The sequence below is a fragment of the Rahnella sp. NRRL B-41462 genome (genome assembly GCF_003263525.1).
Lineage (GTDB): Bacteria > Pseudomonadota > Gammaproteobacteria > Enterobacterales > Enterobacteriaceae > Rahnella > Rahnella aceris.
The window spans coordinates 1-16,271 of the sequence record NZ_JYDF01000133.1; the positions used below are offsets into that span (position 1 = coordinate 1).

15 protein-coding genes are annotated in these 16,271 nt (G+C 54.4%); 9 read left to right on the forward strand and 6 right to left on the reverse strand.

From position 1 onward, the window contains the following. From UC14_RS27195 to UC14_RS24020, 3 genes are all read right to left on the reverse strand, one after another. The coding region (locus UC14_RS27195; protein WP_232829731.1) for an alpha/beta hydrolase fold domain-containing protein at positions 1 to 143 on the reverse strand (143 nt) is incomplete at its 3' end. 5 nt (positions 144 to 148) lie between these two features. After that, positions 149 to 568: an alpha/beta hydrolase gene (locus tag UC14_RS24015; RefSeq protein WP_232829730.1), complete on the reverse strand. Its 420-nt coding sequence runs from the start codon at positions 566 to 568 to the stop codon at positions 149 to 151. A 105-nt stretch (positions 569 to 673) separates the two neighbouring features. Then, positions 674 to 1,549: a nickel/cobalt efflux protein RcnA gene (locus UC14_RS24020; RefSeq protein ID WP_013575421.1), complete on the reverse strand. Its 876-nt coding sequence runs from the start codon at positions 1,547 to 1,549 to the stop codon at positions 674 to 676. A gap of 120 nt (positions 1,550 to 1,669) precedes the next feature. On the opposite strand from UC14_RS24020, the gene rcnR reads away from it, so the two are divergent. Further along, positions 1,670 to 1,942 (forward strand): Ni(II)/Co(II)-binding transcriptional repressor RcnR, encoded by a 273-nt coding sequence (rcnR, locus tag UC14_RS24025; RefSeq protein WP_013575420.1) that lies wholly within the window; start codon positions 1,670 to 1,672, stop codon positions 1,940 to 1,942. A 77-nt stretch (positions 1,943 to 2,019) separates the two neighbouring features. Here the strand turns inward: rcnR and UC14_RS24030 are convergent, their stop codons facing one another. Then, positions 2,020 to 3,438 carry a NarK family nitrate/nitrite MFS transporter gene (locus UC14_RS24030; RefSeq protein ID WP_013575418.1) on the reverse strand — a complete coding sequence of 473 codons (1,419 nt, stop codon included), beginning with the start codon at positions 3,436 to 3,438 and terminating at the stop codon, positions 2,020 to 2,022. 363 nt (positions 3,439 to 3,801) lie between these two features. Between UC14_RS24030 and narX the strand changes: the two genes are divergently transcribed. Then, the gene (narX, locus tag UC14_RS24035) at positions 3,802 to 5,592 is read left to right on the forward strand and encodes a nitrate/nitrite two-component system sensor histidine kinase NarX (protein WP_112198569.1); all 1,791 of its coding nucleotides are present in this window, start codon (positions 3,802 to 3,804) and stop codon (positions 5,590 to 5,592) included. Further along, positions 5,589 to 6,239 (forward strand): two-component system response regulator NarL, encoded by a 651-nt coding sequence (gene narL, locus UC14_RS24040; protein ID WP_013575416.1) that lies wholly within the window; start codon positions 5,589 to 5,591, stop codon positions 6,237 to 6,239. The genes narX and narL overlap by 4 nt, the downstream gene beginning before the upstream one ends. An 82-nt stretch (positions 6,240 to 6,321) precedes the next feature. Here the strand turns inward: narL and UC14_RS24045 are convergent, their stop codons facing one another. Beyond that, positions 6,322 to 7,830: a YchO/YchP family invasin gene (locus tag UC14_RS24045; RefSeq protein ID WP_112198570.1), complete on the reverse strand. Its 1,509-nt coding sequence runs from the start codon at positions 7,828 to 7,830 to the stop codon at positions 6,322 to 6,324. Between the two features lie 347 nt (positions 7,831 to 8,177). Between UC14_RS24045 and UC14_RS24050 the strand changes: the two genes are divergently transcribed. Genes UC14_RS24050 through UC14_RS24060 form a run of 3 tightly spaced genes read left to right on the forward strand, consistent with a single transcriptional unit; the run spans position 8,178 to position 11,938 of the window. Beyond that, entirely contained in the window at positions 8,178 to 8,927 is a 750-nt protein-coding gene (locus UC14_RS24050; protein ID WP_013575414.1) for a gluconate 2-dehydrogenase subunit 3 family protein, read from the forward strand. A 15-nt stretch (positions 8,928 to 8,942) separates the two neighbouring features. Then, entirely contained in the window at positions 8,943 to 10,706 is a 1,764-nt protein-coding gene (locus UC14_RS24055) for a GMC family oxidoreductase (protein ID WP_112198571.1), read from the forward strand. Beyond that, positions 10,703 to 11,938: a cytochrome c gene (locus UC14_RS24060; RefSeq protein WP_037033954.1), complete on the forward strand. Its 1,236-nt coding sequence runs from the start codon at positions 10,703 to 10,705 to the stop codon at positions 11,936 to 11,938. Before UC14_RS24055 ends, UC14_RS24060 begins: the two co-directional genes overlap by 4 nt. 66 nt (positions 11,939 to 12,004) lie before the next feature. Here the strand turns inward: UC14_RS24060 and UC14_RS24065 are convergent, their stop codons facing one another. Next, on the reverse strand, positions 12,005 to 12,424 hold the full coding sequence (locus UC14_RS24065) for a hypothetical protein (protein WP_013575411.1): 420 nt from the start codon (positions 12,422 to 12,424) through the stop codon (positions 12,005 to 12,007). A 217-nt stretch (positions 12,425 to 12,641) separates the two neighbouring features. Here UC14_RS24065 and rstA point away from each other — a divergent pair, with 217 nt between their 5' ends. The 3 genes from rstA to UC14_RS24080 are packed head-to-tail and all read left to right on the forward strand — an operon-like array spanning position 12,642 to position 16,178. Continuing rightward, positions 12,642 to 13,373, forward strand: coding sequence for a two-component system response regulator RstA (gene rstA, locus UC14_RS24070; protein WP_013575410.1), 732 nt, complete (start codon positions 12,642 to 12,644; stop codon positions 13,371 to 13,373). Then, entirely contained in the window at positions 13,370 to 14,713 is a 1,344-nt protein-coding gene (rstB, locus tag UC14_RS24075) for a two-component system sensor histidine kinase RstB (RefSeq protein ID WP_013575409.1), read from the forward strand. Before rstA ends, rstB begins: the two co-directional genes overlap by 4 nt. Continuing rightward, positions 14,697 to 16,178: a carboxypeptidase M32 gene (locus tag UC14_RS24080; protein WP_112198572.1), complete on the forward strand. Its 1,482-nt coding sequence runs from the start codon at positions 14,697 to 14,699 to the stop codon at positions 16,176 to 16,178. The genes rstB and UC14_RS24080 overlap by 17 nt, the downstream gene beginning before the upstream one ends. The last annotated feature ends 93 nt before the right edge of the window (positions 16,179 to 16,271 follow it).

A 16,271-nucleotide genomic window follows, 5' to 3' on the forward strand; every position in this document is an offset into this window, starting at 1 on the left:
ATCAGGTTTTGAAACGCCAGTGTCGGACCGCCCCGGTCGCGGGTCAGCAGCGCCAGAGAGGCCGCCAGCCCGGCACCGGCGCTGTCACCCATCACACCGATATGTGCAGGGTCAATACCCAACGCCTCTGCCTGTGCGGTCATCCAGATCAGCGCGGCATAACAATCTTCCAGCGGGCCGGGGGAATGGCGTTTCCGGCGCGAGACGGGTAATCCACCGATACAATGACGCAGTCGTGCTGTGCCGTCGTCGGGCGGGTCAGCGGCATCGACTGTTCAGGGCTGCCCAGCACATAACCGCCACCGTGAATATGCAGAATACCCATCCGGCCTTTCCGTTCATGCTGCGGCGAAATCACCACGACACGCACCGCTGGCGCATTTTCGCCACCTGAAATGTGATGCTGACTAACCGTTACCGGCAACCCGTCATCCTGTAACAGACTTTCCAGCGCCGCCGTCTGACGTTGCTCGCGCATGGCAGGCAGAACGGAGGCTGTAAGCACACGTTCTGGCATCAGATCCAGTAACGGGCGCAGTTCGGGGTCAACAAGGTGGGCAGTTTTCATGGCGGGATCCATTTATCCGTTTATCATCCCGTCATTTATAACGCCTTGAGCCGGTTTTAAAAAGTCTGAATTGTTATTGCTTATGACTGATTACGTTAAGATTTTTTAGGAGGTTAAGCCCATAACCCCGTGAATACCCATATAAATCCCCACCAGCGCGATCAGCACACTGGAAAAATAAGGCGCCCGGCGCGCCAGCGTGTTTAAACCGCTCCAGCGTTTAGCCGCCTGGCGGACACTGACGGCAGCCGCCACGCCTACAGTTACCAGCGTCAGCGCCAGTCCGATGCTGAAACACACTACCATCGTCGCTCCCAGCGCCAGTTGTTTAAGCTGGATGCAGATCAGCAGCACGGTAATGGCGGCCGGGCACGGGATCAGCCCGCCGGTCAGACCGAAAAATAAAATCTGCCCGTTAGTCACTTCCGTGCTGGCAAAGCGCCGCTCAATATCGCTGGCGTGCGCCAGTTCATGGGCGTCCTGATATTCCTGCGGCGACAGGCTGATACGCTTCATGCCGCGCAGGTTATTAAGTCCCCGGGGCTGAACGTGACGCTGAACATTCGCATGCGTGCGGGAATGTCCGTGATGATGGTCATGATCAGCATGATGCCCGTGCGCGTGCTCCTTCTTCCAGAGTTGTTCACCACGAAATGTACGCCAGAACATCCAGGCCGCCGTGCCCAGGATGATGACCGCAGACACCAGTTGCAACCACGGCTCGACAGCCTCTGCGGTGAACCGGTTGCTGAGATACATGCCGCCAAACGCGATGATCCAGACAATCGCAGTATGCGAAACCGTGGCCGCCAGCCCCAGTAAAATAGCCTGCCGGACAGTGCCTTTAATCGCAATGATAAAGGCGGCCATCATGGTTTTCGAATGGCCGGGCTCAAGCCCGTGCAAAATCCCCAGCAATATGGCGCTGGGTATAAAGATCCACGCATTTCCCTGCTGTAAAAGGGTAGAAAAGTCATTCATGTTAATGATTCCCGATAAGGTAGGCGCTGGGATTCTACTCCCCCCCAGTATTAAATACACCCCCCCAGTATCCACAAAATGATATGATCGCGCCGTCATTGGTGTCACGGAGGAAGTGAGATGTCCCATACCATTCGCGATAAACAGAAGCTGAAAGCCCGTACCAGCAAAATTCAGGGTCAGGTGGCGGCGTTAAATAAAATGCTGGATGAGCCCCATGAATGCGCGGCTGTTCTGCAACAAATTGCCGCGATCCGCGGCGCGGTGAATGGCCTGATGCGGGAAGTGATTAAAGGCCATCTGACTGAGCATATTGTTCATGAAGAAGATGTTGTGAAACGTGAGGCCGATCTGGACGTCGTACTGAGCGTGCTGAATTCTTACGTGAAATAACCTCCTGTGCCGCAGGTCTGATCACGCCAAAAGGGGCCGAAGCCCCTTCTTTATATTTCCGTCACTGAGTATCGCGATTAGCTTTTGACTTGTTTGGTGGCAAAACCTTTGTTTAGTTTGCGCCAGTACACCAGCCAGGTGATCAGCGCACAGACCACGTAAAACACCAGGAAGACTTTCATCGCGCCAGCCGGTGAACCGGTCAGCGCCAGTGAAGTCCCGAACGCTTTAGGAATAAAGAAACCGCCAATCGCGCCGATTGAAGAGATAAAACCGAGCGCCGCAGCAGTATCCGTCACCGCTTCACGCAGCGCTTCATCATCGCTGGCGCCACGCGCTTTAGCCTGGTCAGTAGTGAGTTTGCGGAAAATCACCGCAATCATCTGGTAGGTGGAGCCACTGCCCAAACCGGCCGTCAGGAACAGCACCATAAATACCGCGAAGAATGCCGGGAAGTTGCCGCCCGCGCCGCCGACCGGCAAGGTCAGGAACAGTAAACCGGCAAAAATCGCCATGACGATGTAATTCACCAGGGTTACGCGAATACCGCCAAGGCGGTCTGACAGCATGCCTCCCGCAGAACGCGCCAGCGCGCCAAAGAACGGGCCGAAGAAGGCGAATTGCAGGATGTTAACGTCGGGGAACTGGGTTTTAGTCAACATCGCAAAACCGGCGGAGAAACCGATAAATGAGCCGAAAGTCGCCAGATACAATATGCTCATGATCCACAGATGACCGCGTTTCAGCACCGGCAACTGCTGGCGGATTGAGGCTTTAGAAGACGCCAGATCGTTCATACCAAACCAGGCAGCAAGCGTACCGATGATCAAAAAGGGTACCCAGATCCACGCCGCATTTTGCAGCCACATGTCCGCACCGTTCGCCAGCGTTTGTTTATCGCTGAAAGCCGCAAACACACCCAGGGAGATGACCAGCGGCGCAACCAGTTGCATCACGCTCACGCCCAGATTACCCAGACCACCATTGATCCCTAATGCGCCGCCCTGCTTCGCTTTCGGGAAGAAGAAGCTGATATTGGACATGCTCGAGGCGAAGTTTGCTCCACCGAAACCGCACAACAGCGCAATGATCAGGAAAACGTTATACGACGTGGTGGTATCCTGCACCGCAAAACCCAGCCACAGGCACGGCAGCACCAGAAACACGGTACTGATGGCTGTCCAGCGGCGGCCGCCGAACAGTGGGATCATAAAGGAGTAAGGCACGCGTAACAGTGCGCCGGACACGGACGGAATAGCGGTCAGCATAAACAGCTGATCCGTGGTGAAGTTAAAACCGACTTTATTGAGGTTAACGGAGACCAGGCTGAACAGCATCCAGACGCAGAACCCCAGCAACAAACACGGCACGGAAATCCATAAATTACGGCTGGCCACTTTATGCCCGGTCTTTTCCCAAAAGGCCGGATCTTCCGGACGCCAGTCCTGCAGCAGGCGTGACGGTTTTTCCGTCGGTGAAGCTGATGTGTGTGACATGTGTACCTCGGTGGCAACGCATTGTTGTTGTAATGATTAAGTTATGTCGCACACACTAGGTAGAGCCCCGCTTCAGGATGTTGATACAAATCAACGCAATCGCAGGTGGATAATGCAGGAAAAATGACCATGAATCCTTTGTGAGTATCCGGTGAAAAAAGAATAAACTGCTAGTATTCATAAAGTTGATGAAGAAATATTCTTTCATCTAATGAAGGTATAAATCAGATGGAAATAAAGGAGTAACCATAAAGAGGTATAGGGAAACTTCCTCTGATCATAAAAAATGCCCACTCTGTACAGGCTGGCGTCAGCCCGGCACGGTATCCGCAGCTTTCGATATAGGTTCAGGAAATACTATTCATGTTTAAACGCGCACTGCCTTCTTTGTCGCTCATCAGCCAGATCACATTGCTGATGCTGCTGCTCGGCCTTCTGGGCATTGGCGGAATGAGCATGGCGGCGTGGATGGCGGGCAGTATCGAAGGCAACGCCCATGCGATTAATAAAGCAGGTTCACTGCGTATGCAGAGTTACCGGCTGTTGTCGCAGGTCCCTCTGAGCGAAACCAGTGCCCGTTATATCAGCCAGATGGAAGCTGACGAAAGCAGCGCCGATTTATTACAGGCGGTAGAGCGCGAAAACCTGCAACCGCAGTTTCTGGCGTTACGTCAGTACTGGCAAACTACCCTGCGCGACCAGCTTCTGGCGGCTAAGCATCCGCAAGATGTATCAGCCAATATCGCCGTATTTGTCGGCCAGCTTGATGTGCTGGTCGCCGCACTTGAGTACAAAACCGAATACCATCTGCAACAGATTTCGCTGATTCAGCGCGGGCTGGTGGCGGTCACTGTATTACTGATGGCGCTGACCATCTGGTTCCTGCGCCGCCATCTGTTAACGCCCTGGAAAAGCCTGCTCGCACAGGCCAGCGCCATTACCGCCGGGGATTTCAGCCACCGCTATCAGCGCAAACGTGTGGCGAATGGCGATGCGCATAATGAAATGGATATTCTCGGCGATTCGCTTAACAGCATGTCGCTGGCGCTGGCGGAGATGGTTGATAATCTGGCGCAGCGCGTGGCAGAAAAAACCGCCGACCTGCAACAAAAAAATCAGATGCTGGATTATCTGTACCGTGTGAGCCGTCAGCTTCACACCAGCGACCCGCTTGAGGTGCGCATGGAGCCGGTGCTGAAAGAGTTACAGTCACTGACTCCGCTGAGCGGCATTCAGTTGCGGCAATACGAAAATAACAGTGTGGAAGTGTTCAATGAATTTAGCCATGCTTCACCCCGTCAGCCTGACAGCCCTAAGGTCGGTGAACATGCGGATGACGGCGGCGAATCCCTGAGCTGGAGCCTGCGCGACGATCGTGAAAATTACGGTGTGTTGCTGGCACAGTTGCCGCCGGGCCAGTATCTGGATGACGATCAGCAGCAACTGCTACATACCCTGCTGGAACAGCTCACCAGCACCCTGATGCTGGCGCGTCAGGCAGAACATCAGCAGCAGTTAATGCTGATGGAAGAACGCTCAGCCATCGCCCGCGAACTGCACGATTCGCTGGCACAATCGCTGTCGTGCCTGAAAATTCAGGTGGCCTGCCTGCAAATGCACGCTGACACGTTCTCTGAAGAAGATAAAAATCTGTTGCAGCAAATGCGTGAGGAACTGAGTACCGCTTATCGTCAGTTGCGGGAACTGCTGACCACGTTCCGACTGACGCTCAATACTCCCGGCCTGCGTGCTGCCCTGCAACATACCGTGGATGAATTCTCGCGCCGCATGGGTTTGTCCATCGGTTTTGATTACCAGATCCCGCCGCGTTCCGTGCCGGCCAATCAGGGTATTCACCTGCTGCACATCGCCCGTGAAGCCCTGAACAATGTTTACAAACACGCTAACGCCACGCAGGTATCGCTTTCACTGCACTGTCATGAGGGCGAAATCAACATGCGTATTTGTGACAACGGCGAAGGTATTTCACAGGACGTCGAGCGACAAAATCATTATGGCCTGATCATCATGCAGGATCGCGCCAGTACCTTACACGGCAGCTGTCGGGTCGCCCGACGCCCGGATGGCGGCACAGAAGTCACGGTGCGTTTCCGTCCGGAAGCACTGCCTGTCAATCCCCAGGAGCAAGTATGAACGACATCACCCCTTCCACTATTTTGCTGATTGACGATCATCCTATGCTGCGTAACGGCGTGAAACAGCTGATCGCGCTGGACTCGCGTCTCAAGGTCATTGGCGAAGCCAGCAATGGCGAACAAGGCGTTGAACTGGCGAAACAGCTCGACCCGGATCTGATCCTGCTGGATCTGAATATGCCGGGCATGAACGGGCTGGATACCCTCGACAGCATGCGCCAGACCTCGCTTTCCGGTCGTATCGTGGTATTCAGCGTGTCGAATCACGAAGATGACGTGGTGACAGCCCTGAAACGTGGCGCGGATGGTTATTTACTGAAAGATATGGAGCCGGAAGATTTGCTGGCCGCGTTGCATAACGCCGCCGCCGGGAAGATGGTGCTGAGCGAAGCGCTGACGCCGGTGCTCGCCGCCAGCCTGCGTGAAAGCCGCCCGAGCGGTGACCGCGATATTCAGTCCCTGACGCCGCGCGAACGCGACATCATCAAACTGATCGCTGAAGGTTTACCGAACAAAATGATCGCCCGCCGGTTGAATATCACCGAAAGCACGGTGAAAGTGCACGTCAAACATCTGCTGAAAAAAATGAAACTCAAATCCCGCGTCGAAGCGGCGGTATGGGTGTTGCAGAGTAATGTGCTTTAACAAGGTGTTAGCCTTTAAAACCCCCTCCCTGCCTCCCCCTTCGCTGGGGGAGGAGCAAAAAGCTAAACCCTCAGTGGCTCGATCAGAAATTCAGCCCCGCGTCGTTGCCGTATTGCGGTTGCGCAGTCAGCGGCGGGGATACATTGAGGGTGATCCAGTTTGACGTCACTTTCTGCGATTTACTGTCTTCCACGGTCACCGACAGACGATAAATGTTGGTGGCGTCCGGGGAATCATCCCACGGCGGCACAATCACACTCCAGCCATCGGGATTACGGTTATTCGCGGGTGGCGTCAGGCTCAGCGCCTGCGTATCGCCCTGCCAGCTCAGCGCCACCACTGAATTCAGCGCGCGCAGTTGCAGTTTCAGCGGCACAGTTTCACCCGGCTGCAATGACCACGGCGGCGTGGCTAAAAACACCGACAAGGTTTTACGCTGTTTGAATTCCATCACCGGCATATTATTGCGATCAACCATGTCCATGCGGCTTCCGCGCAGCGAGCGCGCTGCCGCGACATTCCGGAAAGACAATTGTTGATCCAGCGGCACACCCAGCCGGTAATTGAGGGTCAGCTTAACCACATCCTGATTATCGCCATCCTGCCCGGCCTGATGCTCGGCCATCACCGTCACCAGCGGTACCGGTGTGTAATTCACGCCAAACGACACCGCCGAGGGATTACTCTGCCGCGTGCCGTTGCCGAACAAATCCACCTGATGACCGAAATACTGCTCATAACTCAGCGAAGCCCCCAACTGGCGGTAGAACGGTAAATAGCCTTTGGTGGTGATGTCATAGCCACGCGCCTGACGGCGCAGTTGCGCAGACGTACTGCTGTCGGCTTTATAGGACGAAAACGGATGATAATAATTGGTGGAGAAACGCAGGTAATCTGTCCAGGCTTCCGCGCCCAGACTGCCGCGCGTCAGCTGATGATCGAAATCATTATCCACAAAAGCGTTATATCCCAGCATCCACGCGCCGGTGTTGAAGCGCTGGCCCAGGCCGAAATTACCGACAGTGGCATCCGTCTCGCTTTGCAGGCCAATCTGGCTGTAAACCAGATTGGTTTGAGAATTATATAGCGGGCTGAAAAGCCGGCCGGAGCTGCCGTCAAGATTACGCCCGGTCATATCCAGTGAGGTGCTCACTGTTCCCAGCGGCGAAAGCAAACTGCTGGTTTCTTTTTGCACCAGTTTCGCGGCCTGACTCAACGCCAGCGTCTCCGCCTGCACACGCAGGGGATCATCGCTGTCCGTAGTGGTGGCTCCCAGCTCTTTCAGCGTGGTAGCAAGTTGTTTTTCAGTGGCCGTCGGTCCGGTATTGTTATGGATATACTGGCTGCCAAGGCTCGGTAACGTCTGAGACGCTTGGGTCGGGGTGCCATTGTTAAAGACAGAACTTTCGTCGCTGGCAGGCAGAAAACCGCTGAGGTTATAGCTGAGTGCGCCGTATTCGGTGGGTTCTGCCGTCAGCGCACTGGCGCTTACAGCATAGAAGGCGGTTCCCCCAGCCATCAGCAAAGAGGCGCAGGTCTTACCTGCAAATCGCTTCAATAAATCAGAAAAAAAATCTGTGACGTCAGTCATACCTTACACATTTTGCCCGTAAGGTTTGATCTTACCGCACGGTCAGCATAATTCAACCTTCACGCCACGAACGGCCACATACATCATTTCCTTAAATGAAATCATGCCAATTCATTTCCATAGTGAATACATGGATGATTTGCTGTCACATCACAAAAAATATCACCTAAAATAACACCAAAGATATCATTGCACACATTTGATAACATTTTTAACAAACCAACCATTTATCTTTACAGTCTGTTTTCATTTATCCTTAGCAGGTTAACGATTATCCCGACGCCACCCGACTGCCCTGGCAGAGTGCGTCCGGACCTTAAAGTGATGTATACCAACAGGGAACATAAATGAGCAAAAAAACCTTGCCCGGCGTGACCCGCAGACAAATTCTCTCCTTCACGGCCGCCTCCGCAGTACTGGGTGCCGCCAAAGCCGCAAATGCGGTGACGCTCAAAGGCACGCCCGTGTGGAGCCCCTTTGACGCCAGCCCGCCGCCGCAGATTGAGACCGATGGCTGGGCGTTCTTCACCGACGCCGAAGCCGCTGCTATGGAAGCTATTGTTGACCGTCTGGTGCCCGCCGATGACCTGAGCGTGGGCGGTAAAGATGCCGGATGCGCAGTGTTTATCGACCGTCAGCTGGCCGGATTCTACGGCACTTATTCCCGCCTCTATATGCAAGGCCCTTTCCAGGACGGTACACCGGAACAAGGTGACCAGTCACCGCTGGTTCCGCAACAGCGTTACCGTCTTGGTCTGGCCGCACTGGATAAATACACCCGGTCACAGCATCAGAAATTATTCAAAGATCTGCCCGGTGACCAACAGGATCAAATCCTGTCAGGCCTTGAGAGTGGAAAAATTGCCCTTGATGGGATCGATTCCAAATTGTTCTTCGCCATTGCACTTAAGAACACGATGGAAGGTTTCTTCGCTGACCCGATTTATGGCGGTAACCGCAATATGGTGTCGTGGAAAATGCTGGGCTTTCCTGGCGCACGCTACGACTACCGCGAATATGTCGGCAAACATAACCAGAAACTCGATCTCGAACCGCTGAGCATTTCCGGCGGCGACGCATGGAAAATGAAAAGCTAAGGGCAGAACAATATTATGGCAAAAAAATTACCCAAAACCGACGTGGTGGTGATCGGACTCGGCTGGGCTGGCTCGATCATCGCCAATGAATTGTGCGACGAAGGTCTGAATGTGGTGGCGATTGAACGCGGTCCGTGGCGTGATACGGCGCGCGATTTCAACGTAGCCACCGTTACTGATGAATTGCGTTACAACACCCGTCAGGAACTGATGTTACGCACCCGTCAGAACACCATCACCATCCGCAACAATCCGGCGCAAACGGCTTTGCCGATGCGCGAATGGGGATCTTTCCATCCGGGTAACGGCACCGGCGGCGCAGGCAACCACTGGGCGGGGATCACCTTCCGTTTCCAGCCAGATGAATTCCGCCTGAAAAGCCATCTGACTGAACGTTACGGCGCGAACGCCATCCCGGAAGAGTTAGTTCTGCAAGACTGGGGCACCGACTGGGAAGAAATGGAACCGCATTACGCCTCTTTCGAACGTCTGGCCGGCGTGTCCGGTAAAGCCAGTAACGTGAACGGCGAACATCATGAAGGCGGTAACCCGTATGAAGGGATGCGCTCGATTGAATATCCGACCCGCCCGATGGATCAGCCTTACGGCCCGACACTGTTTGCTGAAGCCGCGCGCAATATGGGCTACAAAGCGTTCCCGGTGCCCTCTTCCCTGATTTCCGAGCCTTACACCAACCCGCTCGGTGTAAAAATGGGGCCCTGTACCTACTGCGGCTTCTGCACCAACTACGGCTGCGCGAACTATTCCAAGGCCAGCGCCATCACCACCGTATTACCGGCGCTGATCCGCAAGGAGAATTTCGAAGCCCGCACCAACTGTGAAGTGATGCAGGTGTTGACCGATTCCACCGGTAAACGCGCCACAGGCGTGGTCTATATCGACTCGTCCGGTGACGAGTGGGAACAACCGGCTGATCTGGTGATCGTCAGTGCCTTTACCTTCGAAAACGTCCGTCTGATGCTGCTTTCCGGCATCGGTAAACCCTATGACCCGGTCACCTTAAGCGGCACCACGGGCCGTAATTACGCTTATCAGACCGCCAACGGTGTGCAACTGTTCTTCGATGACAAAAACTTTAACCCGTTCATCGGTGCAGGCGCGGTCGGGATGGGCATCGACGATTTCAACAACGACAACTTCGATCACAGCGGTCTGGGCTTCTTTGGCGGTGGCAGTATCCGTGTCACACCCATCGGCGGTGCGCCCATCGGCTACCGCCCTGTTCCGCCGGGAACGCCGAAATGGGGAAGCGAATGGAAAAAAGCCACGGTCGCCAACTATCTCAGCTCGATGTCGATCGGCTGTGAGGCCAGCAGCTACACCACCAAAACCAACTATCTGTCGCTGGATCCAAACTATAAAGACCGTCTGGGTCGCCCGCTGCTGCGCGTGACCTTCGATTTCCCGGAAAACGATCTGAAAATGGCCGCGTATTGCACCGGTAAAGTGGCCGAAATCGCCAAGGCGATGAATCCGCGTCAGCTGGTCGCTAATCCGATGAAAGGCCACTGGAACGGTACGCCGTATCAGTCTTCCCACGTGGTCGGCGGATTTGTGATGGGCGCGGATCCGTCCACCAGCTCGGTAAACAAACATCTGCAAGTCTGGGATGTGCCTAATCTGTTTGTGGTCGGCGCGTCTGCCTTCCCGCAAAACCCGGGCTATAACCCGACCGGCACCGTCGGCGCGCTGGCGTTCAAAGCCGCCCATGCAATCCGTAACTACTATCTGAAAAAACCGGGAGAGATGATCGCATGAAAAAGTTAACCTCATTCTCACTCGGTTTACTGGCTTTGAGCATCAGCGGGCTGGCCCACGCGGCAGGCGACGGCTCTTTCGAACAGGTGGAACGTGGCCGGTATCTGGCAACGGTGGGCGACTGCGCCGCCTGTCATACCGCCTCCACGCCGGATGCCAAACCTTTCGCCGGTGGCGTACCGATTGAAACACCGTTTGGCCGTCTGGTCGGCGCAAACATTACGCCAGATGTGCAAACCGGTATCGGCAAATGGACGTTCGATGATTTCCAGCGCGCGATGTCCGAAGGCATCGGCCACGGCGGCAAACGTCTTTACGGTGCGATGCCGTTCACGGCCTACACCAAAGTAACCCGCGAAGATAACGCCGCCATCTGGGCATATCTGCAAACCCTGCAACCGGTGCATCACGAAGTCGAGACTAATCAGTTGCCGTTCCCGTTCAACGTGCGTACCAGCCTGATGGGCTGGAACTGGCTGAACTTCACCCAAGGCGAATTCAAACCGCAGATGGATAAATCAGCGGAATGGAACCGTGGCGCGTATATCGTTGAAGGTCTGGGACACTGCGGCACCTGTCATACACCGAAAAATATGATTGGCGGCGACAAGGACAGCGAGTTCCTGCAAGGCGCAGTGGTAGAAGGCTGGGTCGCGCCGGACATCACCAGCAACAAGCACACCGGTGTCGGCAACTGGACGCAGGAAGATCTGATGCAATATCTGAAAACCGGGTCTAACCGTTTCGATATCGCTTCCGGTCCGATGGCGGAAGAAGTCACTAATTCGTCTCAGCACTGGACGGATGCTGATCTCAAAGCCGTGGCGGTGTACCTGAAAGACAGCGGTCATGACAGCGGCAGCAAAGCCCCTGCACCGGTGAAAGCCGATGATAAGGCGATGGTGGCCGGGAAAAATATCTATGCTGACCGGTGTTCCGCATGCCATACGCCAGCCGGAAAAGGTCAGGAAGGTCTGTTCCCGCGTCTGGCCGATTCACCGCTCATCAACCAGACCAACGCCACATCGCTTATCCGCGTGGTGCTGACGGGCAGCCGTCCGGTGGCTACCGACAGCCAACCGACCGCGCCGTCGATGCCATCGTTTGATGCCAACATGAGCGATGCTGATGTCGCTAACGTGCTGACGTATATCCGTAACAGCTGGGGAAATGCCGCCGCGCCGGTTTCTGCCTCAGACGTGAAAGAGTTACGCGCAGAACTGAAGAAATAAGCAGGGATCTGCTGAAATGTTAAAGGCCGCGAGAGCGGCCTTTATTTTGAATGCATCATGGAGAAATCAGTGCCGGGGCGGCATCTGCATAATCTGCACTAACAGATGATCATTATTCTGGTTTAATTGCACCAGATGTTTGCATTCTACTTTTATTGCAGTGAGCTGTTCTTCAGTCAGCGAGTACGGCAGATTAATATCAATGCTGTACATATTCTGCTGCTCAGCCAGTTCAATCAGCCGGACAATATTGGTCTCGTCGCTGACCTGGGTGGAAACTACCTGTAAGGCCAGTGCGCGCAACGCTTCCTGCCTGGATTTTTCTTTTTTCGAACGGGATTTCAGAACCATGCCAAAGAACGGCATCACGCCATAAATAGCGTCGACAAAACTCCATTTCTTTTTGCAGGATGCGGACAAGTATTCCATGTAGTCAAAGGATGCTTGTTGACTGCGCGCATCGGGTACCAGGCGGTTTTCATTCATCCCCTCTTCCTCTTCCTGGTCAGGGTCAATCAATTATTTAATCAATGTATAACGCCGAAGATATTCAGCTATATAATGGCATAATTCACTAACACTTTGCCAGTCGCTTCCGGTGCTTTCCGTAACGGAAACTGACATGTTCTATTACGCTAGCACGATAGCGTCGCCCTGCGGGTCACGCTATGCTAATCACCGGATTTCTTAAAGCAGCAAGCCAATGAATAAAATCGTTTTTGTAGAAGATGATGCAGAAGTCGGCAACCTGATCGCCGCCTATCTGGGTAAACACGATATCGACGTGCTGGTTGAACCGCGTGGCGATACCGCGCAGGCGCGTATTGAAAAAGAAAAACCCGATCTGGTTCTGCTCGACATCATGCTGCCGGGTAAAGATGGCATGACATTATGCCGCGATTTACGCCCGATCTTCCCCGGCCCGATTGTGTTGCTCACATCACTCGACAGCGACATGAACCACATTTTGTCGCTTGAAATGGGCGCCAGTGATTACATCCTGAAAACAACGCCACCAGCGGTACTTCTGGCCCGTTTGCGGCTGCATTTACGTCAGAGTCCGGCGCAGAATAGCCAAAATGAACAACCGGTTCAGACGCTCAAAAGCGGCAATGCCCTGCATTTCGGTCAGTTGTGCATCGACCCGGTTAACCGCGAAGTGACACTGGTGGATGAAACGATCGTTCTTTCTACCTCCGACTTTGATTTGTTGTGGGAACTGGCAACACACGCCGGGCGCATTATGGATCGCGAAGCGCTGCTGAAAAACCTTCGCGGGGTCAGCTATGACGGGCTGGATCGCAGCATTGATGTCGCGATCTCCCGCCTGCGTCGCAAACTGTATGACAACACCCTTGAGCCATTTCGCATCAAAACCGTGCGCAATAAAGGCTATCTGTTTGCTCCCAACGCCTGGGAGACGTTACAGGAATGAAAAAGCTTTTCATCCAGTTCTTTCTGTTACTGTTGGTCTGTTTCCTGGTGATGGCGATGCTGGTCGGACTGGTTTACAAAGTCACCGCTGAACGTACCGGCCGTCAGTCCATGAACGATTTGATGAAAAGTTCGCTCTACCTGATGCGCAGTGAACTGCGGGAAATTCCGATTAAAGACTGGAACAAAACCATCAATACGCTGGATCTGAATCTGTCTTTCAAACTGCATATCGAGCCGCTCGGAAAACGCAAACTCAGCCCTGTGCTGGATCAACGTCTTAAAGACGGCGAAATTATTGCGCTTGATGACGAATACACTTTCATTCAGCGTGTGCCGCGCAGCCATTATGTGCTGGTGGTCGGCCCTATTCCGTACCTGTTTTATATGCATGAAATGCGGCTGCTGGATCTGGGGTTGCTGATCTTCATCGGTTTATCGCTGGCCCTGCCGGTATTCCTGTGGATGCGCCCGCACTGGCAGGATTTGCTGCGGCTGGAAAACTCCGCGCTGCGCCTCGGTAACGGCCATCTCGACGAACGTATTGATTTTGATTCCACCTCCAGCCTTAACCGGCTGGGCGTGGCCTTTAACCAGATGGCAGACAACATCAGTACGCTGGTCGCCAGTAAAAAACTCCTGATCGACGGTATCGCCCATGAGCTGCGTACGCCGCTGGTCCGCCTGCGTTACCGGCTGGCGATCAGTGAAAACCTGCCGGAGTCGGAACAAAATGCCATCAACCGCGATATCGGGCAGCTTGAAGCGCTGATCGACGAATTGCTGACTTATGCACGTCTGGACCGTCCGCAGGTGGCGCTTAACCTGGAAAAAGTCAATCTGGCCGAATGGCTGGAAGACAAAGTCGATGATTTCCGGCTGATCACCGAGCGCACCATTCTCTATGACGCGCCGCAAAATGCCGATTTCGGCGGCGTGGATTTACGTCTGATGGAGCGTGTGCTGGACAATCTGGTCAATAACGGTCTGCGCTATTCACAACAGACATTGCGCGTCAGCCTGTGGTTAGACAGTGAACTCGCCTGCCTGCAGGTTGAAGACGACGGGCCGGGCATCCCGCCGGAAGAACGTACCCGCATCTTTGAGCCCTTTGTTCGCCTGGACCCGAGCCGTGATCGCGCCACCGGCGGCTGCGGGCTGGGGCTGGCAATCGTCCATTCCATCGCCGTCGCTTATCAGGGGCGTATCGCCGTTGACGGCAGCCCGCTCGGCGGTGCCAGTCTGCGTTTCAGCTGGCCGGTAAAACCCACATTCAATCTGGCTGCAGAACAGCCTAATCACGAAAATCAGGAAGGGAGCCACAATGACCATCGCCTATAAAAAATTACACGACACCTTCGCCCGTTTGTCCCGCTTCGGCCATTTGTCGGCTATTGCAGGCTGGGATGCCGCGGCCATGATGCCACCGGAAGGCGGACAAGCCCGCTCGGAAGCGCTGGCTGAACTGAGCGTGCTGACGCATCAGATCCTCACGGCGAAACAGGTCGGTGAATGGCTGGAACAGGCCAGCGGCGAACAACTTAATGACGTTGAGCAGGCCAATCTGCGCGAAATGCGCCGTCACTATCAGCAGGCGGCTTTGCTGCCGGAAAGCCTGGTACAGGCAAAATCACTGGCCGGCGCACGTTGCGAGCAGGCGTGGCGTATCCAGCGTAAATCGAACGACTGGGAAGGCTTCTCGGATAACCTGAAAGAAGTGGTTAAGCTGAGCCGTCAGGAAGCACAGTTGCGCGCCGAGGCTGCGGGCATCAGCCGTTACGACGCCCTGCTCGATTTATACGAACCGGGCATGACCTCACAGAAGCTGGATGTGCTGTTTGGCGATCTGAAAACCTGGCTGCCGGACCTGTTACAAACCGTGGTTGAAAAGCAAAAATCCGAAACCCGTATTGCGCCACAGGGGCCGTTTGACATCGAAAAACAGCGGCAGCTTGGTCTGAAAGTGATGGGTAAACTGGGTTTTAATTTCGATGCCGGTCGTCTGGATGTCAGCGCGCACCCGTTCTGTGGCGGGGTTCCGCAGGATGTACGTATCACCACACGTTACAATGAAAATGAATTCCTCAGCGCCATGATGGGGGTTATCCACGAAACCGGTCATGCACGTTACGAGCAAAACCTGCCAAAAGAATGGCTGGGCCAGCCGGTTTCCAACGCCCGTTCGATGGGTGTTCACGAATCACAAAGCCTGCTGTTTGAAATGCAACTGGGTTGCAGCGAGCCGTTCCTGAAATCTGTGTATCCGCTGGTTATCGAGCAATTCGGTCACCGTGAAGGGCTGGATGAAAGCAACTTCATGAAGCTGAACCAGCACGTCCAGCCGGGCCTTATCCGTGTTGACGCCGATGAACTGAGCTATCCGGCACACGTCATTCTGCGCTATGAAATCGAAAAAGCGCTGATGGAAGGTGAAATAGAAGTTGATGATATTCCGGCCCTGTGGAACAGAAAGATGCAGGAATATCTTGGCATCGACACTGTCGGCAACTACCGCGACGGCTGCATGCAGGATATCCACTGGACCGACGGTGGCTTCGGTTATTTCCCGACATATACCCTCGGCGCGATGTACGCCGCGCAGTTGTTCCAGACGGCTAACAAAGCCATTCCGACGTTGCAGGATGACATTGTCCGCGGTGACCTGACCGCCCTGTTCCAGTGGCTGCAACAGAATATCTGGCAGCACGGCAGCCGGTTCACGACAGATCAGCTGATGAAAAACGCGACAGGCGAAACGCTGAATCCGGCGTTCTTCCGGGCGCATCTTGAAGGGCGATACTTGTAGGCGGAAGGCGTGCGTTGTCGATTTTTTAAATATAAATCAATAAGTTGAAGTTTGCTTTAAAAGGGAAGTTGCCATTAATACCCCCTCCCCGCC